General features: G+C 70.1%; 16 protein-coding genes. 11 read left to right on the forward strand and 5 right to left on the reverse strand.

Annotated elements, in window-relative coordinates; all coding sequences use genetic code 11:
* Positions 1–91 precede the first annotated feature (91 nt).
* The 8 genes from thyX (at position 92) to CLV40_RS15410 (ending at position 10,722) form a co-directional block, all read left to right on the forward strand.
* Positions 92–844: an FAD-dependent thymidylate synthase gene (gene thyX / locus CLV40_RS15375; RefSeq protein ID WP_104479587.1), complete on the forward strand. Its 753-nt coding sequence runs from the start codon at positions 92–94 to the stop codon at positions 842–844.
* Positions 845–847: 3 nt separating this feature from the next.
* The gene (locus CLV40_RS15380) at positions 848–1,252 is read left to right on the forward strand and encodes an ACT domain-containing protein (RefSeq protein WP_104479588.1); all 405 of its coding nucleotides are present in this window, start codon (positions 848–850) and stop codon (positions 1,250–1,252) included.
* Between the two features lie 62 nt (positions 1,253–1,314).
* The gene (locus tag CLV40_RS15385) at positions 1,315–2,769 is read left to right on the forward strand and encodes a serine/threonine-protein kinase (RefSeq protein WP_245931306.1); all 1,455 of its coding nucleotides are present in this window, start codon (positions 1,315–1,317) and stop codon (positions 2,767–2,769) included.
* A gap of 36 nt (positions 2,770–2,805) precedes the next feature.
* Positions 2,806–3,423: a TIGR03085 family metal-binding protein gene (locus CLV40_RS15390; protein ID WP_104479589.1), complete on the forward strand. Its 618-nt coding sequence runs from the start codon at positions 2,806–2,808 to the stop codon at positions 3,421–3,423.
* 93 nt (positions 3,424–3,516) lie between these two features.
* Positions 3,517–4,530 (forward strand): 4-hydroxy-tetrahydrodipicolinate synthase, encoded by a 1,014-nt coding sequence (gene dapA / locus CLV40_RS15395; RefSeq protein ID WP_104479590.1) that lies wholly within the window; start codon positions 3,517–3,519, stop codon positions 4,528–4,530.
* Between the two features lie 259 nt (positions 4,531–4,789).
* Positions 4,790–6,439, forward strand: coding sequence for a ribonuclease J (locus CLV40_RS15400; RefSeq protein WP_181043539.1), 1,650 nt, complete (start codon positions 4,790–4,792; stop codon positions 6,437–6,439).
* Between the two features lie 87 nt (positions 6,440–6,526).
* A complete protein-coding gene (locus CLV40_RS15405; RefSeq protein ID WP_104479592.1) occupies positions 6,527–7,474 on the forward strand; it encodes a serine hydrolase in 948 nt (315 codons plus the stop codon).
* 68 nt (positions 7,475–7,542) lie between these two features.
* On the forward strand, positions 7,543–10,722 hold the full coding sequence (locus tag CLV40_RS15410) for an NACHT domain-containing protein (RefSeq protein ID WP_104479593.1): 3,180 nt from the start codon (positions 7,543–7,545) through the stop codon (positions 10,720–10,722).
* A gap of 131 nt (positions 10,723–10,853) precedes the next feature.
* Here the strand turns inward: CLV40_RS15410 and CLV40_RS15415 are convergent, their stop codons facing one another.
* The 3 genes from CLV40_RS15415 to CLV40_RS15425 all read right to left on the reverse strand — a co-directional run bounded on the left by CLV40_RS15415 (position 10,854) and on the right by CLV40_RS15425 (position 15,660).
* Entirely contained in the window at positions 10,854–13,085 is a 2,232-nt protein-coding gene (locus CLV40_RS15415; RefSeq protein WP_104479594.1) for a SulP family inorganic anion transporter, read from the reverse strand.
* Between the two features lie 180 nt (positions 13,086–13,265).
* Complete coding sequence (locus CLV40_RS15420) at positions 13,266–14,228, reverse strand: EamA family transporter (protein ID WP_245931307.1); 963 nt, start codon at positions 14,226–14,228, stop codon at positions 13,266–13,268.
* 610 nt (positions 14,229–14,838) lie between these two features.
* Positions 14,839–15,660 (reverse strand): lysophospholipid acyltransferase family protein, encoded by an 822-nt coding sequence (locus CLV40_RS15425; protein ID WP_245931308.1) that lies wholly within the window; start codon positions 15,658–15,660, stop codon positions 14,839–14,841.
* A gap of 96 nt (positions 15,661–15,756) precedes the next feature.
* On the opposite strand from CLV40_RS15425, the gene CLV40_RS15430 reads away from it, so the two are divergent.
* The 3 genes from CLV40_RS15430 to CLV40_RS15440 all read left to right on the forward strand — a co-directional run bounded on the left by CLV40_RS15430 (position 15,757) and on the right by CLV40_RS15440 (position 19,567).
* Positions 15,757–18,222, forward strand: a complete 2,466-nt coding sequence (locus CLV40_RS15430) for an FtsK/SpoIIIE family DNA translocase (protein ID WP_104479596.1) — start codon at positions 15,757–15,759, stop codon at positions 18,220–18,222.
* A gap of 204 nt (positions 18,223–18,426) precedes the next feature.
* Positions 18,427–19,050: a DUF5684 domain-containing protein gene (locus CLV40_RS38925; protein WP_245931309.1), complete on the forward strand. Its 624-nt coding sequence runs from the start codon at positions 18,427–18,429 to the stop codon at positions 19,048–19,050.
* A gap of 64 nt (positions 19,051–19,114) precedes the next feature.
* Positions 19,115–19,567, forward strand: a complete 453-nt coding sequence (locus tag CLV40_RS15440; protein WP_146108042.1) for a hypothetical protein — start codon at positions 19,115–19,117, stop codon at positions 19,565–19,567.
* 56 nt (positions 19,568–19,623) lie between these two features.
* Here CLV40_RS15440 and CLV40_RS15445 read toward each other — a convergent pair whose 3' ends face one another.
* Both CLV40_RS15445 and CLV40_RS15450 read right to left on the reverse strand, forming a co-directional pair.
* Positions 19,624–20,076, reverse strand: a complete 453-nt coding sequence (locus tag CLV40_RS15445; protein WP_104479598.1) for a phospholipase — start codon at positions 20,074–20,076, stop codon at positions 19,624–19,626.
* Positions 20,077–20,211: 135 nt separating this feature from the next.
* Positions 20,212–20,706 carry an amino-acid N-acetyltransferase gene (locus CLV40_RS15450; RefSeq protein WP_104479599.1) on the reverse strand — a complete coding sequence of 165 codons (495 nt, stop codon included), beginning with the start codon at positions 20,704–20,706 and terminating at the stop codon, positions 20,212–20,214.
* Position 20,707: the final 1 nt, after the last annotated feature.

Raw genomic sequence — 20,707 nt, forward strand, 5'->3', positions numbered from 1 at the left:
GACCGTGGTGTCAGTTGATGTCACGCCGGGATTGGGCCGAATGGCGACTACTGTGGCGCCCGGACAAGGGTGCCGAGCCAAAGGACGTGCAGTGACCGAAACGGTGTCGCCGAAGGTGCAGCTAATCGCGAAGACGGAGTTCCTGACGCCGTCCGACGTGCCGTGGACCACCGACGCCGACGGCGGTGAGGCGCTGGCCGAGTTCGCGGGCCGCGCGTGCTACCAGTCGTGGCGCAAGCCGAACCCGGCCACCGCGACCAACGCGGGCTACATCCGCCACATCATCGAGGTCGGCCACCTGTCGGTCCTCGAGCACGGCAGCGTGTCGTTCTACATCAGCGGCGTCTCCCGCTCCCTGACCCACGAGCTGATCCGGCACCGGCACTTCTCCTACTCGCAGCTGTCCCAGCGCTACGTGCCCGAGAAGTCGGCCGCCATGGTCGAGCCCGACGTCATCGCCGACGACCCCGAGCTGCACGCCAAGTTCATCGCCGCCGCCGAGGCCGCCCAGGACGCCTACAACGAGCTGCTCGCCGGTCTGGAGCAGAAGTTCGCCGACGTGCCCAGCGCGACCCTGCGCAAGAAGCAGGCCCGCCAGGCGGCCCGCGCGATCCTGCCCAACGCCACCGAGACCCGCATCGTGGTGACCGGCAACTACCGCGCCTGGCGGCACTTCATCGCCATGCGCGCCACCGAGCACGCCGACGTCGAGATCCGCGCACTGGCCATCGAGTGCCTGCGGCAGCTGCAGAAGGCCGCCGCGAACGTCTTCGCCGACTTCACCATCTCGGCGCTGGCCGACGGCACCGAGGTCGCCTCCAGCCCGCTCGTCGCCGAGGGCTGAGCCGTGCGGCGGCTGGTCATCGACGTGATCGACGGCGGCTACGCGGTGACCCGGTTCGACCCGGGCACCGCGGTCTCGCCCGACCTGCTCGCGGCACCCGGCCTGGTGTCGGTCACCCGGACCCTGGCGGAGCTGTCCATCGTCACCCCGGCCGAGCACACCCCGGAGGGCGGCCGGACCGAACTGGGCTGGCGGTTGCTCACCGTGCGCGGCCCGCTGGAGTTCACCCTCACGGGGATCATGGCGTCGATTGCCTCGTCACTGGCCGCCGCCGGGGTGCCGCTGTTCGCGCTGTCCACCTTCGACACCGACCACGTCCTGGTGCACGACTCCGACCTGGACCGAGCGGTCGCCGCCCTCCGCGAAGCAGGCCACGACGTGGTGAGCGGCGTTTCCGACTCAACTTGACCCGTTTGGGGGTCGGGAGTCTCGTGGACCATTAGGATTCCGCGCGGCTGAGGAGGTTTGCGGTGTCGCAGGAACAGGGACCGACCGTCGCGCACGGACCCCGGGTCGTCGCGGGGCGCTACGCGATCCTCAACGAGCTGGGCCGCGGCGGGATGGGCGTGGTGTGGCTCGCCGAGGACCGGATGATCGGTCGGCACGTGGCGATCAAGGAGCTGCACTTGCCCGACGGTGTCCCGCACAGCGAGCGGGCCATCTTCGAGGAGCGGGTGCTGCGCGAGGCGCGCACCGCCGGGCGGCTCAACGACCCGGCCGTGGTCACGGTGTACGACGTGGTCCAGGAGACCGGGGCCACCTACATCGTCATGGAGCTGATCCAGGCGCCGACGCTGTCGGACGTGATCCGCGAGCGGGGTCCGCTGCCCGCCGACCTGGTGGCCAAGGTCGCCGAGCAGCTGCTGTCCGCGCTCGACGCGGCGCACCAGGCCGGGGTCGTGCACCGCGACGTCAAGCCGAGCAACATCATGCTGGCGGCCAACGGGCGGGTGAAGCTCACCGACTTCGGGATCGCTCAGTCGCTCGACGACCCCCGCCTGACCGCCAGCGGCATGCTCATCGGCTCACCGACCTACCTGGCGCCGGAGCGGCTGCGCGGCGAAGAGGCCGGTGCGAGCTCCGACCTGTGGGCGCTGGGCGCGGTGCTCTTCTATGCCATCGAGGGCTATTCGCCCTACGAGCGCACTACGACCGCCGCGACGATGCACGCGATCCTGAGCGAGGTGCCCTACCTGACCCGCGCGCAGGGTGCGTTGGCGTCGGTCATCTCCGGTCTGATGGTCGGTACGCCCGCTGCTCGTCTCACTTCCGCACAGGTGCGCGGCATGCTCTCCCACGTGCCGACAGGCCCACCTACGGGTCCGACAGCCCTGAACGCGGGAACGGCCTACTACCCGCACCAGCACCCCACCACCGCGGTGCCCGCCCCGCCTAAGACGAAGACCAACTTCAAGGTGCTCGCCATCGGCGTCGTAGTGGCGTTGGTGCTGGGTGTGGTCGGTGGGGTCTTCCTGAACAAGGCGATGAACACACCCGACCCGGTCGAGCCGATCCTCGCGCTCACCTACGGCGAGAACGGCGACCTACCCGCGTACGAGATCTCGGACGGCAACTGCGGCGACGCCCGATTGCAGAAGGGGTCGTCGTACTCGTCGTACACCGACTGCGCCAAGCCGTTCCAAGTGCAGACCTTCGGCTACCTCGACTTCCCTTCCGGCGCCACCAAACGGGCCTACAACGCCGCCCAGATCCGCGCGATCGGCGAGAGCTACTGCGGGTGGCTGTTCACCACCGACCGGGTCAACCGCGACACCAAGGGCATCCTCCGGTACGCGGTCGTCTACCCGTCGAAGGACTCCTGGGACGCCTCGCCGTCCGACGGTCGCGAGAACACCCTGGTCTGCGCCCTCTACAACAAGGACTTCAGTTCCTTCACCGGCAGTCAGGTCAAGGCCGACTCGTGAGGTGGACTCACCCGACCGGTGGGTAGGGTCGGGTCCATGGGTGTCGTCGGGGATGAACGCGCGCGGTTGTCGGAGCTGTTCCTGGAGGTCGGCCCGGACGCGCCGACCCTGTGCGACGGGTGGACCGCGCGGGACCTCGCCGCGCACCTGGTCGTCCGGGAACGGCGGCTGGACGCGGCGGCGGGCATCGTCATCAAGCCGCTCGCAGGTCACACCGAGCGGGTGCAGCGCTCTTACGCCGCCAAACCGTGGCCGGAACTGGTCGACCTGGTGCGCACCGGTCCGCCGGTGTACTCGCCGCTGCGACTGGTGGACGACCTGGTCAACACCGCCGAGTTCTTCATCCACCACGAAGACGTGCGGCGCGCGGCACCGGAGTGGGAACCACGGCCCGCGGACGCACAACGCGACAGTTCCTTGTGGACGAACCTCACGCGCGTGGCGAAGCTGCACTACCGCAAGAGCCCGGTAGGCGTTGTCCTGCGCTCGGGTGACCGGGTACTCACCGCGCGTCCAGGGCCATCGCCGGTCACGATCACCGGCGAACCGGGGGAGTTGCTGCTCGACGCCTTCGGTCGCGCGCAGGCCAGGGTCGCGCTGGACGGGCCGCCCGACTCGGTGGAGATCGTCCGGAATCTGGCGCGCGGACTGTGAGACGGCACCGCGGACTGTCCACATGCCCGGAAGTTGTCCACAACCTGGCAGTGGTAGGCGTCACGCAGGTGGCCAGCGGGTAGCGTCAACCCCATGACCGCATGCCCCACCGCCGCCCCGGGCCGCCCGTTCGGCCGGGTGCTCACCGCCATGGTGAGCCCCTTCACAGCCGACGGCACGGTCGACCTCGACCGCGCCCAGGCCCTCGCCGAGCACCTAGTGGAGCTGGGCAACGACGGCCTGATCGTCAACGGCACCACGGGCGAGTCGCCCACCACCACCGACCGGGAGAAGTCCGACCTGGTGCGGGCCGTGGTCGAGGCCGTCGGGCACCGCGCCACCGTGGTCGGCTCGGTCGGCACGTACGACACCGCGCACACCGTCCACCTCGCGCGCGAAGCGGAGAAGGCGGGCGCGCACGGGCTGCTCGTGGTCACCCCGTACTACTCGCGGCCGCCGCAGGCCGGGCTGCTGGCGCACTTCACCGCCGCCGCCGACGCCACGGGCCTGCCGGTCATGCTCTACGACATCCCGCCGCGCTCGGTCGTGCCCATCGAGGTCGACACGCTGCGCAGGCTCGCCGAGCACCCGCGCATCCAGGCGGTCAAGGACGCCAAGGGCGACCTGCTCGCGGGCAGCCAGGTCATCGCCAGCACCGACCTCGCGTACTACTCGGGCGACGACGCCCTGAACCTGCCGTGGCTGTCCATCGGCGGTGTCGGCTTCGTCAGCGTCATCGGGCACGTGGTCGCGGGCCGCCTGCGGTCCATGCTGGACACCTACGAGAACGGCGAGGTCACCGCCGCCCGCAACATCCACAACGGACTCCTGCCGGTGCTGCGCGCGTTCAGCCGGGTGGGTGGCGTGGTGTTCAGCAAGACCGGCATGCGCCTGCGCGGCCACGACGTGGGCGACCCGCGCCTGCCGCTGCCCCCGGCCACCGCCGAGCAGGTCGCCGCCATCGCGAGCGACCTCGCCGAGGCGGGCGTACCGTTGGCCGAGGCCCCGGCCGCGCACGTCGCCAGCGCGCGCGTCGCCCACGCCGACGCCAACGCCGCCTACGTCGCCACCACGACCCACACCAGCACCGGGACGGTGCGCCAGTGACCCGGACCCACCTCCGGCCCGCCCCGCCGCGGGCCGTGGTCCAGACCGGTGCGGTGCCGCTGCCCGTCTCGCGGACCGGTCGGGTCCGCGCGGCCGCCGGGCAGGCGCTCGGTGCTCCGGTCGGTCGAGGAGTCGTATCCGCTGTCACCGGGTTAGGGGTTCGGGCGTGAGGCACACCAACAACCCGTCGCAGCCACCGCGTTCGGGGTCGCAGCCGTCGCCGCGGTCGGGGCGGTGGCCGACGAACCCGCCGCCCGCGCTGCCCGACGGGGCGCTGCGGGTGTTCGCGCTCGGCGGGATCGGCGAGGTCGGGCGCAACATGACCGTGTTCGAGTACGCGGACCGGCTGCTGATCGTCGACTGCGGGGTGCTGTTCCCCGAGGACCAGCAGCCCGGGGTCGACCTGATCCTGCCCGACTTCCGGCCCATCGAGTCGCGGCTGCACGAGATCGACGCGCTGGTCCTCACGCACGGCCACGAGGACCACATCGGCGCCGTCCCGTTCCTGCTGCGCCTGCGCCCCGACCTGCCCGTGGTCGGCTCGCGGTTCACCCTCGCCCTGGTCGCGGCCAAGTGCCGCGAGCACCGCCTGGACCCGAAGCTGCGCGAGGTCAAGGAGGGCGACAAGGTCTCGTACGGGGAGTTCGACTGCGAGTTCTTCGCCGTCAACCACTCCATCCCCGACGCGCTCGCCGTGGCCATCCGCACGCCCGCGGGCGTCGCGCTGCACACCGGCGACATCAAGCTCGACCAGCTGCCCCTCGACGGCCGCCTCACCGACCTCGCGGGCTTCTCCCGGCTCGGCGACGAGGGCGTCGACCTGTTTTTGGTCGACTCGACCAACGCCGAGGTGCCCGGGTTCGTGATCTCCGAGCGGGAGATCGGGCCGGTGCTCGACGGGGTCATCGCGCGCGCCGACCAGCGGGTCATCGTCGCCTGCTTCGCCAGCCACGTGCACCGCGTGCAGCAGGTCCTCGACGTGGCCGTCGCGCACGGCAGGCGGGTCGCGCTGGTGGGCCGGTCGATGGTGCGCAACATGGGCATCGCCGCCGACCTGGGGCTGCTCAACGTGCCGCCCGGCCTGCTGATCAACCTCGACGAGGCGATGGGCATGCCGGAGGACGAGGTGCTGTTCGTCTCGACAGGGTCGCAGGGCGAGCCGCTGTCGGCGCTGTCGCGGATGGCGCGCGGCGAGCACCGGCAGATCGCCATCCGCCCGGGCGACACCGTGGTGCTGGCGTCGTCGCTGATCCCGGGCAACGAGAACGCGGTGTTCAACGTGGTCAACGGGCTGGTCCGGCTGGGCGCGCACGTGGTCCACCAGGGCAACGCCAAGGTCCACGTCTCCGGCCACGCGCCCGCCGGTGAGCTGCTGTTCCTCTACAACGCGGTCCGGCCGAGCAACGTCATGCCCGTGCACGGCGAGTGGCGCCACCTGCGCGCGAACGCGGCGCTGGCGGTCAAGACCGGGGTGCCCGCGGACAACGTGGTGATCGCGGAGGACGGCGTCGTCGTCGACATGGTCGACGGGCGCGCGGCGATCACCGGCCGGGTCGAGGTGGGCCACGTGTACGTCGACGGCCTGTCCGTCGGCGACGTCGGCGAGTCGACGCTGTCGGACCGGTTGGTGCTGGGCGAGGGCGGGTTCATCGCGATCACCGTCGTGGTCGACTCGGCCACCGGCCGCGCGGTGTCCCCGCCGACGATCTCCGGCCGCGGCTTCTCCGACGACCCGAAGGCCCTGGACAACGTGGTGTCGCTGGTGGAGATGGAGCTGTCGCACACCGAGTCCGAGGGCATCACCGACACCCACCGCATCGCCCAGTCCGTCCGCCGCGTCGTGGGGCGCTGGGTGGCGGACACGTACCGCAGGCGGCCGATGATCGTGCCGACGGTGATTCCCGTCTGATGGCGGGAATCGGCCGGCGGGCAACCGGTCGCCCCCACTCGGCGTAGTTCTGGGGAAGCACACCAGCACACCCGAGAGGACAACACCATGGGGGCATCTCTCACCCGACGGGCCGCGCTCGGACTGGGCGCGGCCGTCACCGCCGCCGTCACCGCGCCCGCCGCGGCTTCGGCCACCCAACCGACCTGCGCGGACGACATCCGCCGCGCCTACCGGTTCCACACCGGCCGCGCGGGCGGGGCCTGGGAGTCGGTCATCAGCCTCAACGGCCAGGACCTCGTCGCCGCCCGCGCCGACGACGTGGTCGAGGCCTACAGCGTCAACAAGGTCGCCGTGGCCACGGCCGTCCTGGACAAGGTCGACCGCGGCCTGCTCACCCTGACCCAGCGCGTCGAGGTGACCGCCGACATCGTCCTCACCACCGGGGACGGCATCATCCCCCTGGACGGGGCGTACCCGAGTTCGATCACCCTGGGGCACGTCCTGGCCCTGCTGCTCACCGTCTCCGACGACACCTGCGTCCGCCTCTGCGGCCTGGTGGTCCCGGCGCTGGAGGTGAACCAGATCCTGGTCGACAAGGGCTTCCCCAAGACCCAGGTGGATCCCGTCGCCAACCCCAACCGGTTCTTCCTGGGCAAGACGACCCCGCGCGAAACCCACGACCTGCTCCGCGCCCTCGCCGCCGGGACCCTGCTGAGCCCGGCCTCCACCGCGTACCTGCTCGGCATCCTCCGCTCCCAGGCCGCCCACACCGACGGCATCCGCCGCGACATGTCGTCGGTCGACCGCGCCCGGGTCGCCACCAAGGCGGGCTGGTTCAAGGACGGCCGCAACGAAGCGGGCATCGTCTTCGACGCCCAGAACAACCCCGCCCTCATCTACGCCCTCTTCTCCCAGGGCGCGGGCCCGGACCCCAACGACTTCGGCGGCACCCACCCGGCGATCAAGGCCCGAGCCGCCCTCGGCCCGCTTTTCCTGAACGCCGTCCCCGCAACGACTTCCCGCACCGCCTACGCCCCGACCAACGGCGGCTGACTGCTCCATTCGGTGGGTCCGACTCCACTTCGGACCTGGCTCACCCCGCCCTCCAGTAGAAGGGCGGGGTGAGCAAAGACCCCGCCCTCACCTACGAAGGCGCTCTGCGGATCCTCGGCCGCCACGAGCCCAAGGGCTTGAAGGCGGTCGACCTGGCATTGGGCGTGGGCATCATTGGCGCTGGTGTGGCGTCCTTGTTCGCTCCGGCTGCCGCGGCGGCGCTGTTCGCGTCGGTGTGGTCGTGGGTCGACCAGAAGAACGAGGCCATGGGGTTGGTTCGCGCGGCCATCGACAAGGTCTCGGGCCGGGCCAAGAACCTCAACGGCGTCGAACGTCGAGAGTTGATCCTCGCGGCTCACTCGACGCTGGTGGTCACCTCCTACTTCGAGGCCCTGCGCGAAAGCCTGGGCGAGGAGCGCTTCAAGGCGCTTGAGTTGACGGACGCGGAGATGCGCGCCCTCGCCGAACCGAGCGCGCGGGTGCTCTACCAGGCGGAGATCCCGGTGCCGTCGGCGTCGGCGGGGTTCGTCGAGAACCAGGGGAGGGTCGAGGACTGGCTTACCGCCCTCGACTTCCGGGTGCGCGAGTTCATCGACGGTCTCGCGGTGAACGAGCACACCCATCACCGGCTGTACAAGAGTGTCGTGGTGCGGGCGGGTGTGCGCTACCAGTCGCACTACCTGCGTCTGGCCGCCACGGTCCCGGAATTCCTCGCCTGGGCGTCCTTCGGCGAACACGCCGCGACCCGCTCGTCGATCCGCGATCTGCGGGCCGACTTCGAGATCGCGCTGATCGGCCAGACCGATGCCCTCGCGCGCATCGAGTCGATGCTGGCGCTGTCGGCACCCGCCGATCCTGCCGGCGATGCTCGTGCGACCGTGCATACCGGCAATCGGGCGGAACTGCGGGAGCAGATCATCCCGGAGTCCGCGGCTGCCAAGTACGGCAGCTTCGTCGTCTTCCCGACCGTGGATCGGTTGTTCGTCAACCCTCGCTACCGGTTCGCGGTGTATGGGCCCGATGCACAGCCGTCGGCCGAGAAGTGGTGGGGTGACAGGGAAGTCCAGCACGACCTCGACCTCCGGCTGGTGGCCCACCTGACCTCGGCGGAAGCCGCCCGCCGACCGCTGCTGATCCTCGGCCACCCGGGGGCGGGCAAAAGCCTGCTGACCAAGGTCCTGGCCGCTCGCTTGTCCACGCCGTCTTACACCGTGGTTCGGGTCCCGCTCCGGCACGTGGGTGGGGACCTGCCGGTCTACGACCAGATACAGCAGGCGCTCAGCCGCTCCACCCACGCCCGCGTCGAGTGGAAGGACCTCGACGCCCAGAGCCTGGACACCGTCCGCGTGGTTCTACTGGACGGCCTGGACGAGTTGGTCCACCAGACCCACACCCGGCTCAACGGCTACCTGCACGCCGTCGCCGAGTTCCAGCGCTGCGAGGCCGACCTCGGGCGCCCGGTGGCCGTGGTGGTGACCTCGCGGACGGTTGTGGCCGATCGGGTGGAGATCCCGAACAACACACCGATCATCAAGCTGGAGTCGTTCGACGAGGACCAGATCGCGGCCTGGTTGCGCGTGTGGCACGAGGCCAACGCGATGGAGATCGCTCGGGACACGGTCGGCATGGTCCCCCTCGAACTGGCCCTCGCGCACCAGGACCTGACCGGGCAGCCTTTGCTGCTGCTCATGATGGCGCTCTACGTCGCCGACCCGCTGGCACCGGGCCTCGATGGCGAACTCGCCCCGGTCGACCTGTACGAGCGCTTGCTCCGGCACTTCGCCGAACGGGAGGCGACGAAGTCACCGACAGGCTTGGCGGCACGGGAAGTCGCCAAGCGCGTGGACGACCACCTGGACCGCTTGGCGATCGTCGCGTTGGCGATGTTCAACCGGGGCAGGCAGGACATCACGGCGGAGGAGCTGCACGCGGACATCGCCGCGCTGGAGAAGACGAAGGACCTGCCCATCGACACAGGGCAGCGGGTTCTGGGGGAGTTCTTCTTCGTGCACACCTCGGAAGCGCGGTTCGGTTCGACGGAATCACCCCAGCGCCGCCATGAGTTCCTGCACGCGACTTTCAGCGAATACCTGGTCGCGAACCGGGTGGTGGAGGAACTGGTCGACGTCATGCGGGTGGCGTCGGCCGGTCGGCGGGGCATGCGCAAGCCGGATGACGATCTGCTGTTCGCCCTGCTGTCGCACGAGGTCCTCCAGTCGCGGGCGAACATCGTTGGCTTCGCCAGGGACCTGTTGGCTCGGCTGGACGAGACCGATCGGATTCTGGTGGCGGATGTTCTGGGTGCGCTGATCGCCGAGTACCGGGACCGGCACGGATCCGATGAGTACCAGGATTACCGACCGAGATCGGCAGACCAGGTCCGTGCCCTTGCGGCCTACTCGGCCAACCTGGTGCTGCTCTGCATCGCGCTTGAGCCGGATGGTGTTCGACTCGCCGCGTTGTGGCCTGACCAAGCGGACCCGCTGGTGCCCTGGCGGGCCATGCTCTCGTTGTGGCGAGCGGGCTTGGCCCCCGAGTCCTGGTTGGTGATGCTGGCCGCGCTGCACAACGAGGGCGGCGTGGTCCACGCGACTTCGGACTATCTGGTCAGCGAGGCTATCAACCACGCGGACCTCGCGGGCGACCTGCACACGCACCAACTTCTGCGGCTCGGTGGAGAGCTCTTTTCAGACTACGCTCGCCGCGATGCGAGAGGCGGGTTCCGTTCAGTTGGCCTTGCGACGGAAATGGTCGTGTCGCTGGTCCGGCAGCGACCAGTCGCGCTATCGCGGGCCGATACCGGGGCGTTGCGCCTTGGTGGAGATGATCCTCCGGTAGATCTTGGCATGTTGGTCCAGCGGACCCTCGTATCCGGTGCGCTTGTGCAGACTTTCGAATCTGTTGTAGAGATGGTCCGATACCTGTTTTTGGTTCGCCCTGGGGAGTATATCGATCGATATGCGCTGGCGGCCTCGCTGCTGGCGCACCCGCGCATTCTTAGTAAGATTCCAGATGTGGAAAATCAGCTTTTGGATGTTGCCGACCGCGGGATTCTGTTGATGTTGAGGTTGGGCAACTCGAGTCTCGAGGAGGACGAGCAGGAGCTTATCGATCAAGTTCGAGCGAAGTACGAGGCTCGTTGGGGAGTCGCGGAGGCCGTCATTGACGAACGGACCTTGAAGGCGATGCGTTCCGTCCTCGATGCCCACCGGTGGCCGAGGCGACCAGAATCGCGAGACTTGCCGTGAGCAGCTGCCTGAACAACGCGCGGCGGGCGGCGCGTTGTGAGCGGGTTGTGCGGGGCATGACGGGTCACCTCCGGTCCGGGCACCGAGTTCGTCTTTCTACATCGTCGGTGCCCGGACCGGTGTGACAGGCGTCACCCAGTTAGCGCTGCGTCCTCCAGCGGGGTGTACCTGTCGCCCGCCAGCATGTGCAGCGTTCCTGTGGGGATGTCGAAGAACAGGCCGACCAGTCGCACGTCGCTCTTCGCCACCTCAGGGATCTTCCGCAGGTTCTCCAGCTGCACGGCCACGTTCACCATCGAGAGCTGGTCGACCTCCGACCACCCCTCCGCCGCGGCCCGTTGGGCCACCGGGTGCCCGTCGCGGTAGGCGGCGACCGAGGGTTTGCCCCAGCGCAGCCACTGCGTGATCGGGTTGTCGTCGGTGGGGTCTGCCAGGAGGGCTCCCATGCCGCCGCAGCGGGAGTGGCCGCAGACGACCAGGGTCGGGACTTCCAGGGTGTTCAACGCGTAGAGGACGCCCGCTTGGACCGACTGGTCGTAGCCCTTGGGGTCCGGTACCAGGTTGCCGACGTTGCGGATCGTGAACAGGTCGCCCGGGCCGGACGCGGTGATCACGTTCGGCACGATCCGGGAATCCGCGCAGGTCAGGAACACCGCGTGGGGGCGTTGGATGCCCGCCAGCTTCCGCAGGTGCGGGCGGATGGCCGGGGCGCCGGTGCGGGCGTACTCCTGCGCACCCGTCACCAGGGGCTTCAGCACGTCGTCCGGGCCGTCGGAGCGCTGGCGCGGGATCATCGGCTCCGTCACCTGCCAGTCCGACCACGGCGAGAACCACCGCAGGCCCCGACCGTCCCGCTTGCCGATCCGGCCGATCTCGTCGACCAGGACCGTGCCGCCGGTGGACCCGTGCTGGCGGCGCCAGGCGGAGAGGTGTTCGTACGCCGCGTGGTCGAGGTAGTCGGCCACCAGCTCCAGGTGCACCGCGCTGCCGTCGGGCACCTGCGACAGCACCCGGGAAATCCGCGGGACGGACAGGAAGCTGAGCGTGCCCTCGACGATGACCGCGCACATCGGGCGGCCTTCGGCGTCGACCTCCTCACCTGTCTCGACCCGCACCCGCGCCCACACCACGCGCCGCAGCATGTCGAGGAGGGCGACGGCGAGTCCGATTAGGACACCTTCCAGGAGGTTGAGCATCACGACGCCGACCAGGGTCACGGCGTAGATGTGCAGTTCGCCGTGTTCGCGGGCGTTCGCGATGTCCCGCAACCGGACCAGGCGCAGGCCGATCACGACCAGCAGGCCCGCCAGCGCGGCCAGGGGCACCTGCTCGACCAGGCCGACCAGCAGCACGGTGAACAGCAGCACCCACACCCCGTGCAGGATCGCCGACGCCCGGGTGCGAGCGCCGACGCGCACGTTGGTGGAGCTGCGCACGATCACGCCCGTGACCGGCAGGCCGCCGAGCAGGCCGGAGGTGATGTTCGCCCCGCCCTGGCCGACCAGCTCCCGGTTGAGGTCGCTGCGGTGGCCCTCGCGCATCTTGTCGACCGAGACCGCGGAGAGCAGGCTCTCCACGCTCGCGATGATCGTCATCGTCAGCACGCCGACGGCGAACGCGCCCCACTGGCCGTCGGGCAGCGACGGCAGCGTGATCGCGGACAGCGGGTCGTCCGGCAGGTCGACCCTGGCGACCTCCAGCGCGGTCAGCGCGGCGAAGGCGGTCACGCCCACGATCGCCACCAGCGGCGCGGGCACGCCGCGCAGCTTCGCGGGTACGCGCGGCCAGGCCAGCAGCAGTGCGATGACCACCAACCCGACGGCGGTCGCCGCCGGGTCGAGTCCCAGGACGGTCTCCGGCAGGTCGCGGACGTTCTCCCAGGCGGTCGACCCGGCCGAGCCGCCCGCGAGGACGTGCAGCTGGCCCAGGACGATGGTCACGCCGATGCCCGCGAGCATGGCGTGGACGACGGTGGGGGAGATGGCGAGCGCGGCGCGACCGACCCGGCAGGCGCCGAGCGCGACTTGCAGCACGCCCGCGCACACGGTGATCGCGCAGGTGGTGGCCCAGCCGAACTCGTCGACGAGTTCGGCCACGACCACGGCGAGCCCGGCGGCGGGGCCGCTGACCTGCAGGGGAGAGCCGCCGAGCGCACCGGCGACGAGACCGCCGACCACGGCGGCGATGAGACCGGCCATCACCGGCGCGCCCGAGGCGGCCGCGATGCCGACGGACAGGGGGATGGCGACGAGGAAGACGACTAGCGAGGCGGATAGGTCGAACCGGGCGTCCCGGGTGAGCCACTGGCGCACGCGCGCCGAGGGCGGGGCGTGGGCGGGACCGTTGGTGCGTACGGCACCCATGAGAACCTCCAGGTGTCGAATGAGCCGAGCCTTGGCGGACGTCGGTGAGCACATGGTGACCGATCGACCACGATGTGTCGCGTCCGCGAGGTAAACGACTCTTTACCTTTCACGGTTCCGGTGACGGCCAGGCATGGTCAACATTCACTCGACGGAGTGAACTTCACCGTGACGACGGTCTCATTTGGTGGGCAAAGGCTCGGCTGGTGTGACAGGGGTCCGAGCGGCCATCTGCACCAACGCGGCACCGGAGAGCAGCACCACCATGCCCACAATCTGGGCGGAGGACAGGGTTTCGTCAAGTAGCGCCCACGCCAGCAGCGTGGCCAGCACCGGCTCCGACAGCGCGAGCACGCTGGCCACTGTGGACGGCAGATAACGCAGTGAACTGGTGCTTAGCGTGTACGCGAGCGCCGTGCTCACCACCGCGACGGTCACCAGCAGCACCCACACCGGTGCCCCCGAACCGTCCTCGCCGCCGAGGTCGCCGAGGCGGTCAAAGGGCAGCGCCCATGGCGGGGAGACGACGAAGAGCCCCACGGCGCCCACGACCATGCCCCAGGTGACCATCCCGATCGGGTGTTGCTCACCCGCACCCTTTTCGCCTAGCAGGTAATAGCCCGCGGAACAGAGGGCGGCGCCCATGCCCGCCAGCAGGCCGGTGGTGTCGAGTTGGAGGCCGTCCCAGAACTGGGTGATCAACCCGAGGCCCGTGAGCGCCAGCGCGGTGCCGACCCAGAAGAGGGCGGGCAGGTGCACGCGGCGGACGAACCGCACCCAGAGGGCGACCAGGACGGGGGAGACGTATTCGAGGAGCATCGCGATGCCGACGGGGAGGCGTGAGACGGCGACGAAGAAGAGGAGCTGGACGAGGGCTACACCGATGAGGCCGTAGGCGACGAGGGTTTTGAGGTGCTCGCGGCGCACGCGGAGGATGTCGGGGCGGATCGCGGCGACGGTGACGAGGAGGACGAGGGCTGCGATGCCCGCGCGGGCGCTGGCTACCTGGTGGGGTGCGAAGCCTGCCTGCATGACGGACTTGGCTAGGGGGCCCGAGCTACCGAAGGCGGCGGAGGCGAAGAGGATGAGGAGTGTTCCGCGCACCCGGTGTTGCGCGGGCGTGCGAAGTTCGACGGTCGTCACAGAGCCCCCAGGGTCGCGCTTTGCGGGGATGGTAGGACGTTTCCGGCAAGGTGCGCACGGGTTTACCTGGTGCGACGGGACGGTCGCACCGTGTGCGTGGGCCCTGGACGGATCCAGTACGCGACCGCCAGCGGACTGCGTTGGGTTCGGCGCCCTGCTACGTCAGGTGGTGGTGGGTGCCGGGGTGGTTAGGGCGACCCGGGGTGACGCCCACGGTTTGGACGGTTGCTGGATGACCATCCCCGCGTGTGCGGAGACGACGTGGGTCCGCCAGAGCATGACGCGTACCTTGGCGGATCAGCCCCGCGTGCGCAGGGACGCCTCGAACTTCACGGGCACGGACGTCATGTTGTCTGGATCAGCCCCGCGTGTGCGGGGACGACATGAGGGGACTGGCGGCGGAGATCCGGCCGGGCGGATCAGCCCCGCGTGCGCGGGGACGACCCGGTGTACCGGTCGGCCTCGGCCGCCAGCGGCGGATCAGCCCCGCGTGCGCGGGGACGACCTGACGGATCGTGCGGGGGCGGAGGGGATCGGGGGATCAGCCCCGCGTGCGCGGGGACGACACTTGGTGACCTGCGGGTTCACAGGCCGCAGCGGCCGTTTTCCTTCACTTCGGTTGGGCGGTCTCCACCGTTGGGCGCCAGGGGCTGACCGAGTCCGTGGGGCGGGTCGGGTCGTGGAAGGCGGGGGTGTCCGGTTCCGACTTCCGCAGCTCCACCAGGTGCTCGGTGATCTGCCGCATGATCCGGGCGTGCGCCTTCACCGCGTCCCCCGGCTTCCCGTCGGCCAGATCCGACAGGTCGACCCGGGGCCCGAAGTGCACGCGGAACACCGGTCGCCTGCGCACCGCCTTGAAGAACGACACCACGAGCGGCTTCACGTCCGCCCACCCGCTGACCGTCTCCGTCCCCCAGCACACCGCCTCGTGCGCGCCCCACTGGCTGATCGTCACCACCGGCACGCCACCGTTCAACGCCATCCGCGCGGCGCCCGTCTTGCCGCGTTCCGGCCACAGGCCCGGCTCCCGGCTGACCCGGCCCTCCGGGTACAGCAGCAGCGGCACCTGGGCCGTCTTCAGCGTCTCCGTGGCCCGCCCGAAGGCGTCCGCGATGTTCGCCTTGCCGCGGTCCACGCGCAGGTGTCCGGCGGCGCGCAGGAAGAAGCCGAGCACCGGGGCGTCCAGCAGGCCCCCGGTCAGCATGAACCGGGGCAGGAACCCCGCCTTGCGGCACGCCTCCATCAGCACGAACGGGTCGAACATGCCGATGTGGTTGGCGGTCACGAGCACCGGCTTCCCGCGCAGCTCCGCCGGGAACTCACCGGTGATCTCGATCTTTCCCACGCTGCGGACCACGGCCGCGTCGATGGCGCACATGACCCGCCAGACCAGCGGGGTCTGGGCTCGTCGGGGGGACTGCGGGGCTGACATGCGCGTGAGCATGACATGTCCCAGGTCAGCGCCGACTTCGAGGCCCACGGTGTGGCAGCCCGCCCCTTCCCGATCGGGCGACTACGGTGTCCAGACATGGCGAGCCGGACAACTTCCTCCAAGGGGTCGACCTCCAAGGGGGCGAGCCGGGGCGGAGCGCGCAAACCCGCCTCGACCGCCAGACGCCCGTCCACGCGCAAGCCGCCGCCACCGCCGCCGAGCAAGGGCGTCATCGCCTCCGCCTGGGGGTTGCTGGCCAAGGGGGCCGGGTCGCTGGTGCGGGCGGTCAGCCGCACCAAGGAACTGGACCCCGCGCACCGCCGCGACGGCATCGGGTTCGCGCTCGTCGCGCTGGGCGTCGTGCTCGGCGCCGCCGTGTGGTGGCACGCCGCCGGTGGGGTCGGTCGCGGGCTGGAGATCGGCGTCCGCAGCGTCATCGGCGCGCTCAGCGTCGCCACGCCGCTGGTGCTGTTCGTCCTCGGCATCATCCTCATGCGCTCCGACCCGCAGCCAGAGAAGCGCCCCCGCTACACCGTCGGCTCCCTGCTGTTCGTCCTCGCCCTGCTCGGCGTCCTGCACGTCTTCGCCGGGCTCCCCAAGGACAACGCGGGCCGCAGCTACGCGGGCGGCGCGCTCGGCTACGTCTCCGGCGGCCTGCTCGCCCGCGGCGTGACGTCCTGGGTCGCCGTCCCCGTGCTGCTGCTGCTCCTCGGCTTCGGCGTGCTGGTCTTCACCGGCACCCGCATCCGCGACGTCCCGCAGCGCATCCGCGACCTCGGCCGCGACCCGGAGGACCGCGCCGCCGACGTCGACGACATCTTCGGCGAGGCAGGCGAGGCCGACGAGTCCGCCTACGAGGCCGAGCCGCCGCTCAAGCCGCGCAAGGCCCCGCGCCGCAAGCCCGCCCCGGAGGCCGCGGCCGAACCCGAGCAGCCGCCGCTGCCGCTGGACGAACCGCCCGCCAAGCCCAAGCGGGTCAAGGCCGCGCAGGTCAAGGAGACCCCGCAGGTCACCGAACCCAAGCCGGACAACGACGCGATCATGGTCACCCGGGTCGTGGACGGCGACTACCAGCTGCCCGACCCGGGTCTGCTGGTCACCGGCGACGCGCCCAAGGCCCGCAGCAAGGCCAACGACACGATGATCGAGGCGATCTCCGGCGTCCTCGACCAGTTCTCCATCGACGCCCAGGTCACCGGCTTCACCCGCGGCCCCACGGTGACCCGCTACGAGGTCGAGCTCGGCCCCGGCGTGAAGGTCGAGAAGATCACCGCGCTGACCAAGAACATCGCCTACGCCGTGGCCACCGACAACGTCCGGCTCCTCGCGCCCATCCCCGGCAAGTCCGCCGTCGGCATCGAGGTGCCCAACAGCGACCGCGAGATGGTCCGCCTCGGCGACGTGCTGCGCTCCTCGACCGCCATGAAGGACACCCACCCGATGGTGGTCGGCCTCGGCAAGGACATCGAGGGCCACATGCTGACCGCGAACCTGGCCAAGATGCCCCACCTGCTGTGCGCGGGCTCCACCGGTTCCGGTAAGTCCAGCTTCGTCAACTCGATGCTGGTGTCGCTGCTGGCCCGGGCCACCCCGTCCGAGGTCCGGATGATCCTCATCGACCCCAAGATGGTCGAGCTGACCCCGTACGAGGGCATCCCGCACCTGATCACGCCCATCATCACCCAGCCCAAGAAGGCCGCCGCCGCGCTGACCTGGCTGGTGGAGGAGATGGAGCAGCGCTACCAGGACATGCAGGCCAACCGGGTCCGGCACATCGACGACTTCAACAAGAAGGTGAAGTCGGGCGACATCACCGCACCGCCTGGCAGCGAGCGCGAGTACCGGCCGTACCCGTACATCCTGGCGATCGTCGACGAGCTGGCCGACCTGATGATGACCGCGCCGCGCGACGTCGAGGACGCCATCGTGCGGATCACCCAGAAGGCCCGCGCCGCGGGCATCCACCTGGTGCTGGCCACGCAGCGGCCGTCGGTGGACGTGGTCACCGGCCTGATCAAGACCAACGTGCCGTCCCGGCTGGCCTTCGCCACGTCCTCGCTGACCGACTCCCGGGTCATCCTCGACCAGCCGGGCGCCGAGAAGCTGATCGGCATGGGCGACGGCCTCTACCTGCCGATGGGCGCGTCCAAGCCGGTGCGCGTGCAGGGCGCCTACGTCAGCGACGAGGAGATCGCCGAGGTCGTGGCGTTCACCAAGGAGCAGGCGCAGCCCGACTACACCGACGGCGTCACCGCGGCCAAGGCGGGCGAGGCCAAGGAGATCGACCCGGACATCGGCGACGACCTCGACCTGCTGCTGCAGGCCACCGAGCTGATCGTGACCTCGCAGTTCGGCTCCACCTCGATGCTGCAGCGCAAGCTCCGCGTCGGCTTCGCCAAGGCTGGGCGGCTCATGGACCTGCTGGAGACCCGCGGCGTGGTCGGCCCGTCCGAGGGCTCCAAGGCCCGCGACGTGCTGATCAAACCGGACGAGCTGGAGAACGTCCTGTGGACCATCCGCGGCGGCCCGGCGGCCGACGACGGCGGTGACGACGAGGACTGAGCACACGCGCGGAGGGGGCGGACCGGGACCGGTCCGCCCCCTCCGCGCGTGGCGGCCCGGACCGCAGGCGCGGGACGGCGGTCCGCTTAGGTCTCGAACCGCTAACGACTGGATCGATCGGCTGCACGAACGGGCTAACGGGGACATGGTTCCGGCGGACTGTGCGTACGTGCCCGGGCGGGCGCGTCCTAGGAGAGGGACCAAGTGGGCAACTACTCAACCAGCTTCCCGACCGGGCTGGTCGTGGCGCTGGCGCTGATCGGCCTGGCGTTCGCCGTCGTCGGGATCGTGGCGATGTGGCGGATCTTCACCAAGGCCGGGCAGCCCGGCTGGGCGGCGATCGTGCCGTTCTACAACACCTACACCCTGCTGAAGATCGTCGGCAGGCCCGGCTGGTGGTTGGCGCTGCTGTTCATCCCGCTGGTCAACATCGTGATCCTGATCATCGTCGTGGTCGACCTGGCCAAGGCCTTCGGCAAGGGCGGCGGCTTCGCCTTCGTGCTGATCTTCTTCAGCTTCATCGGCATGCTCATCCTCGCCTTCGGCAGCGCCCGCTACCTCGGCCCGGTCGCGGACCCGGCGTTCGCGGCGGGCGGCCACGGCGGCTACCCCGGCGGCGGCTACCCGCAGCAGGGTTACCAGCAGCCGTACCAGCAGGGCTACCCGCAGCCGGGTTACCCGCAGCAGCAGGGCTACCCCCAGGGCTACCCGCAGCAGCAGCCCGGCTACCCCCAGCAGCAGCCGGGGTACCCGCAGCAGGGTTACCCCCAGCAGGGCTACCCGCAGCAGGGCGGCGGCTACCCGCAGCAGCCCCCGTACAGCGGCTGATCACCTTCCGGTGCAACCCCCCACCCCACCGGCTCCGTCCAGTCGGTGAAGGTGAGGAGTGGTGATGAAGGCGAAAGCGGTAATCCGGCTACTGGTAGTGGCGTTCGCGTTGTTGGCTCTTTCCGCGTGCGGCAAGGCCGACCCACAGGCATCCGGCACCGCCGGCGGCGCGGGCGGCACCCCGGGCACACCGGACCCCACCGCCGCGCCGGGCGCGCCACTGGGCGCCGAGTTCGACCTGGCCCGGGGGAAGACCACCACGGTCTCCGGGACCGGGGCCGCACCCGGTGTCCAGATCACCTTCCGGGAGGTGACGGCCGACAGCCGGTGCAAGCCTGGCCAGACGTGCATCTGGGAAGGCGACGCCACGGTCGTGCTCAACCTCGCCGGTTCGGAGGTCGAGGTGCACACGAACAAGCAGTTCGCCGTCGAGGCCGCGGCAGGCGGCTACCGCGTCAAGCTCGCCAAGCTGGACGTCGACGGTGTCGTGGCCACCTTGGTGGTGGACAGGGTCTGATAGACGGGTGGAGGGCGTGAGCGGCACTCACGCCCTCCACCCCTTTTTGTCCTCTGTCAGCTGTTGCCGAACTGGCGCACGGCCGCGTAGTAGATGTCCGCGGTGCGGTTGCAGGCCCAGTTTCCCGCGCAGATCGTGTACAGGTCGGACTTGAAGTTGTTGTCGATCCGCAGGCGGTTGTCCTCGGTGAACCGGCCCTGTCGCTTGTAGTTGCGGTAGCCGAAGTCGTGCCGGTAGCAGGCCTTCACGAAGTTGAAGCCGAACGGGTTGTCCGGGGAGTTCGAGCAGCCGTCGGACGACCAGTCGAGCTGGTTGGCGTACGGCTGGGCGGCCCGTGTGGACTGGAACTGGTTCAGGCTCTGGCCGAACAGGTAGCCGTCGGTCGTGGACTGGAGCTGGGCGGGGGGCAGGTCGGCGGCGGCGACGCCCGCACCGACCACCACGGTGGCGGTGACGGTGACGGCGGTGGCGGCGGACCGGGCTAACCGGCGCAGGGTTGAGGTCGGCACGTCTCACTCCTCGGGGACAACCGACTGACCGGGCAGGGAGTCGGTGTGCCAATTACGCACCGAGCGCCCGGTCCGAGGGCACCACCGTTCGGGCTACCCGGACCGAAATACCGGTTAAGGTCCGGTGACCGCCGGTCAGAGCTTGAGCAGCATCCGGGTGTTGCCCAGGGTGTTGGGCTTCACGTACTCCAGGTCGAGGAACTCCGCCACGCCCTCGTCCATCGACCGGCGCATCTCCGCGTACACCTCGGGGCTCACCGGCGTGCCGTCGATCGCCACGAACCCGTGCCGGGCGAAGAAGTCGGTCTCGAAGGTGAGCACGAAGATCCGCGCCAGGCCCAGCTCCCTGGCCTCACCGATGAGCCGCTCGACGAGCAGGTGCCCCACGCCACGGCCGCGCGCCGCCTGCGACACCGCGATCGTGCGGATCTCGGCGATGTCCTCCCACAGCACGTGCAGCGCCCCGCAGCCGACGATCTGCCCGTCGAGGTCGGCGACCCAGAACTCCTGGATGTCCTCGTACAGCGTGACCAGGGGCTTGGCGAGCAGGACCTTGCCGACGTAGGTGTCGATCACGGCCTTCATGGCGCGGACGTCCGTCGCCCGCGCCCGGCGTACCAGCGGTTTCACA

Source organism: Actinokineospora auranticolor, from assembly GCF_002934265.1.
Lineage (GTDB): Bacteria > Actinomycetota > Actinomycetes > Mycobacteriales > Pseudonocardiaceae > Actinokineospora > Actinokineospora auranticolor.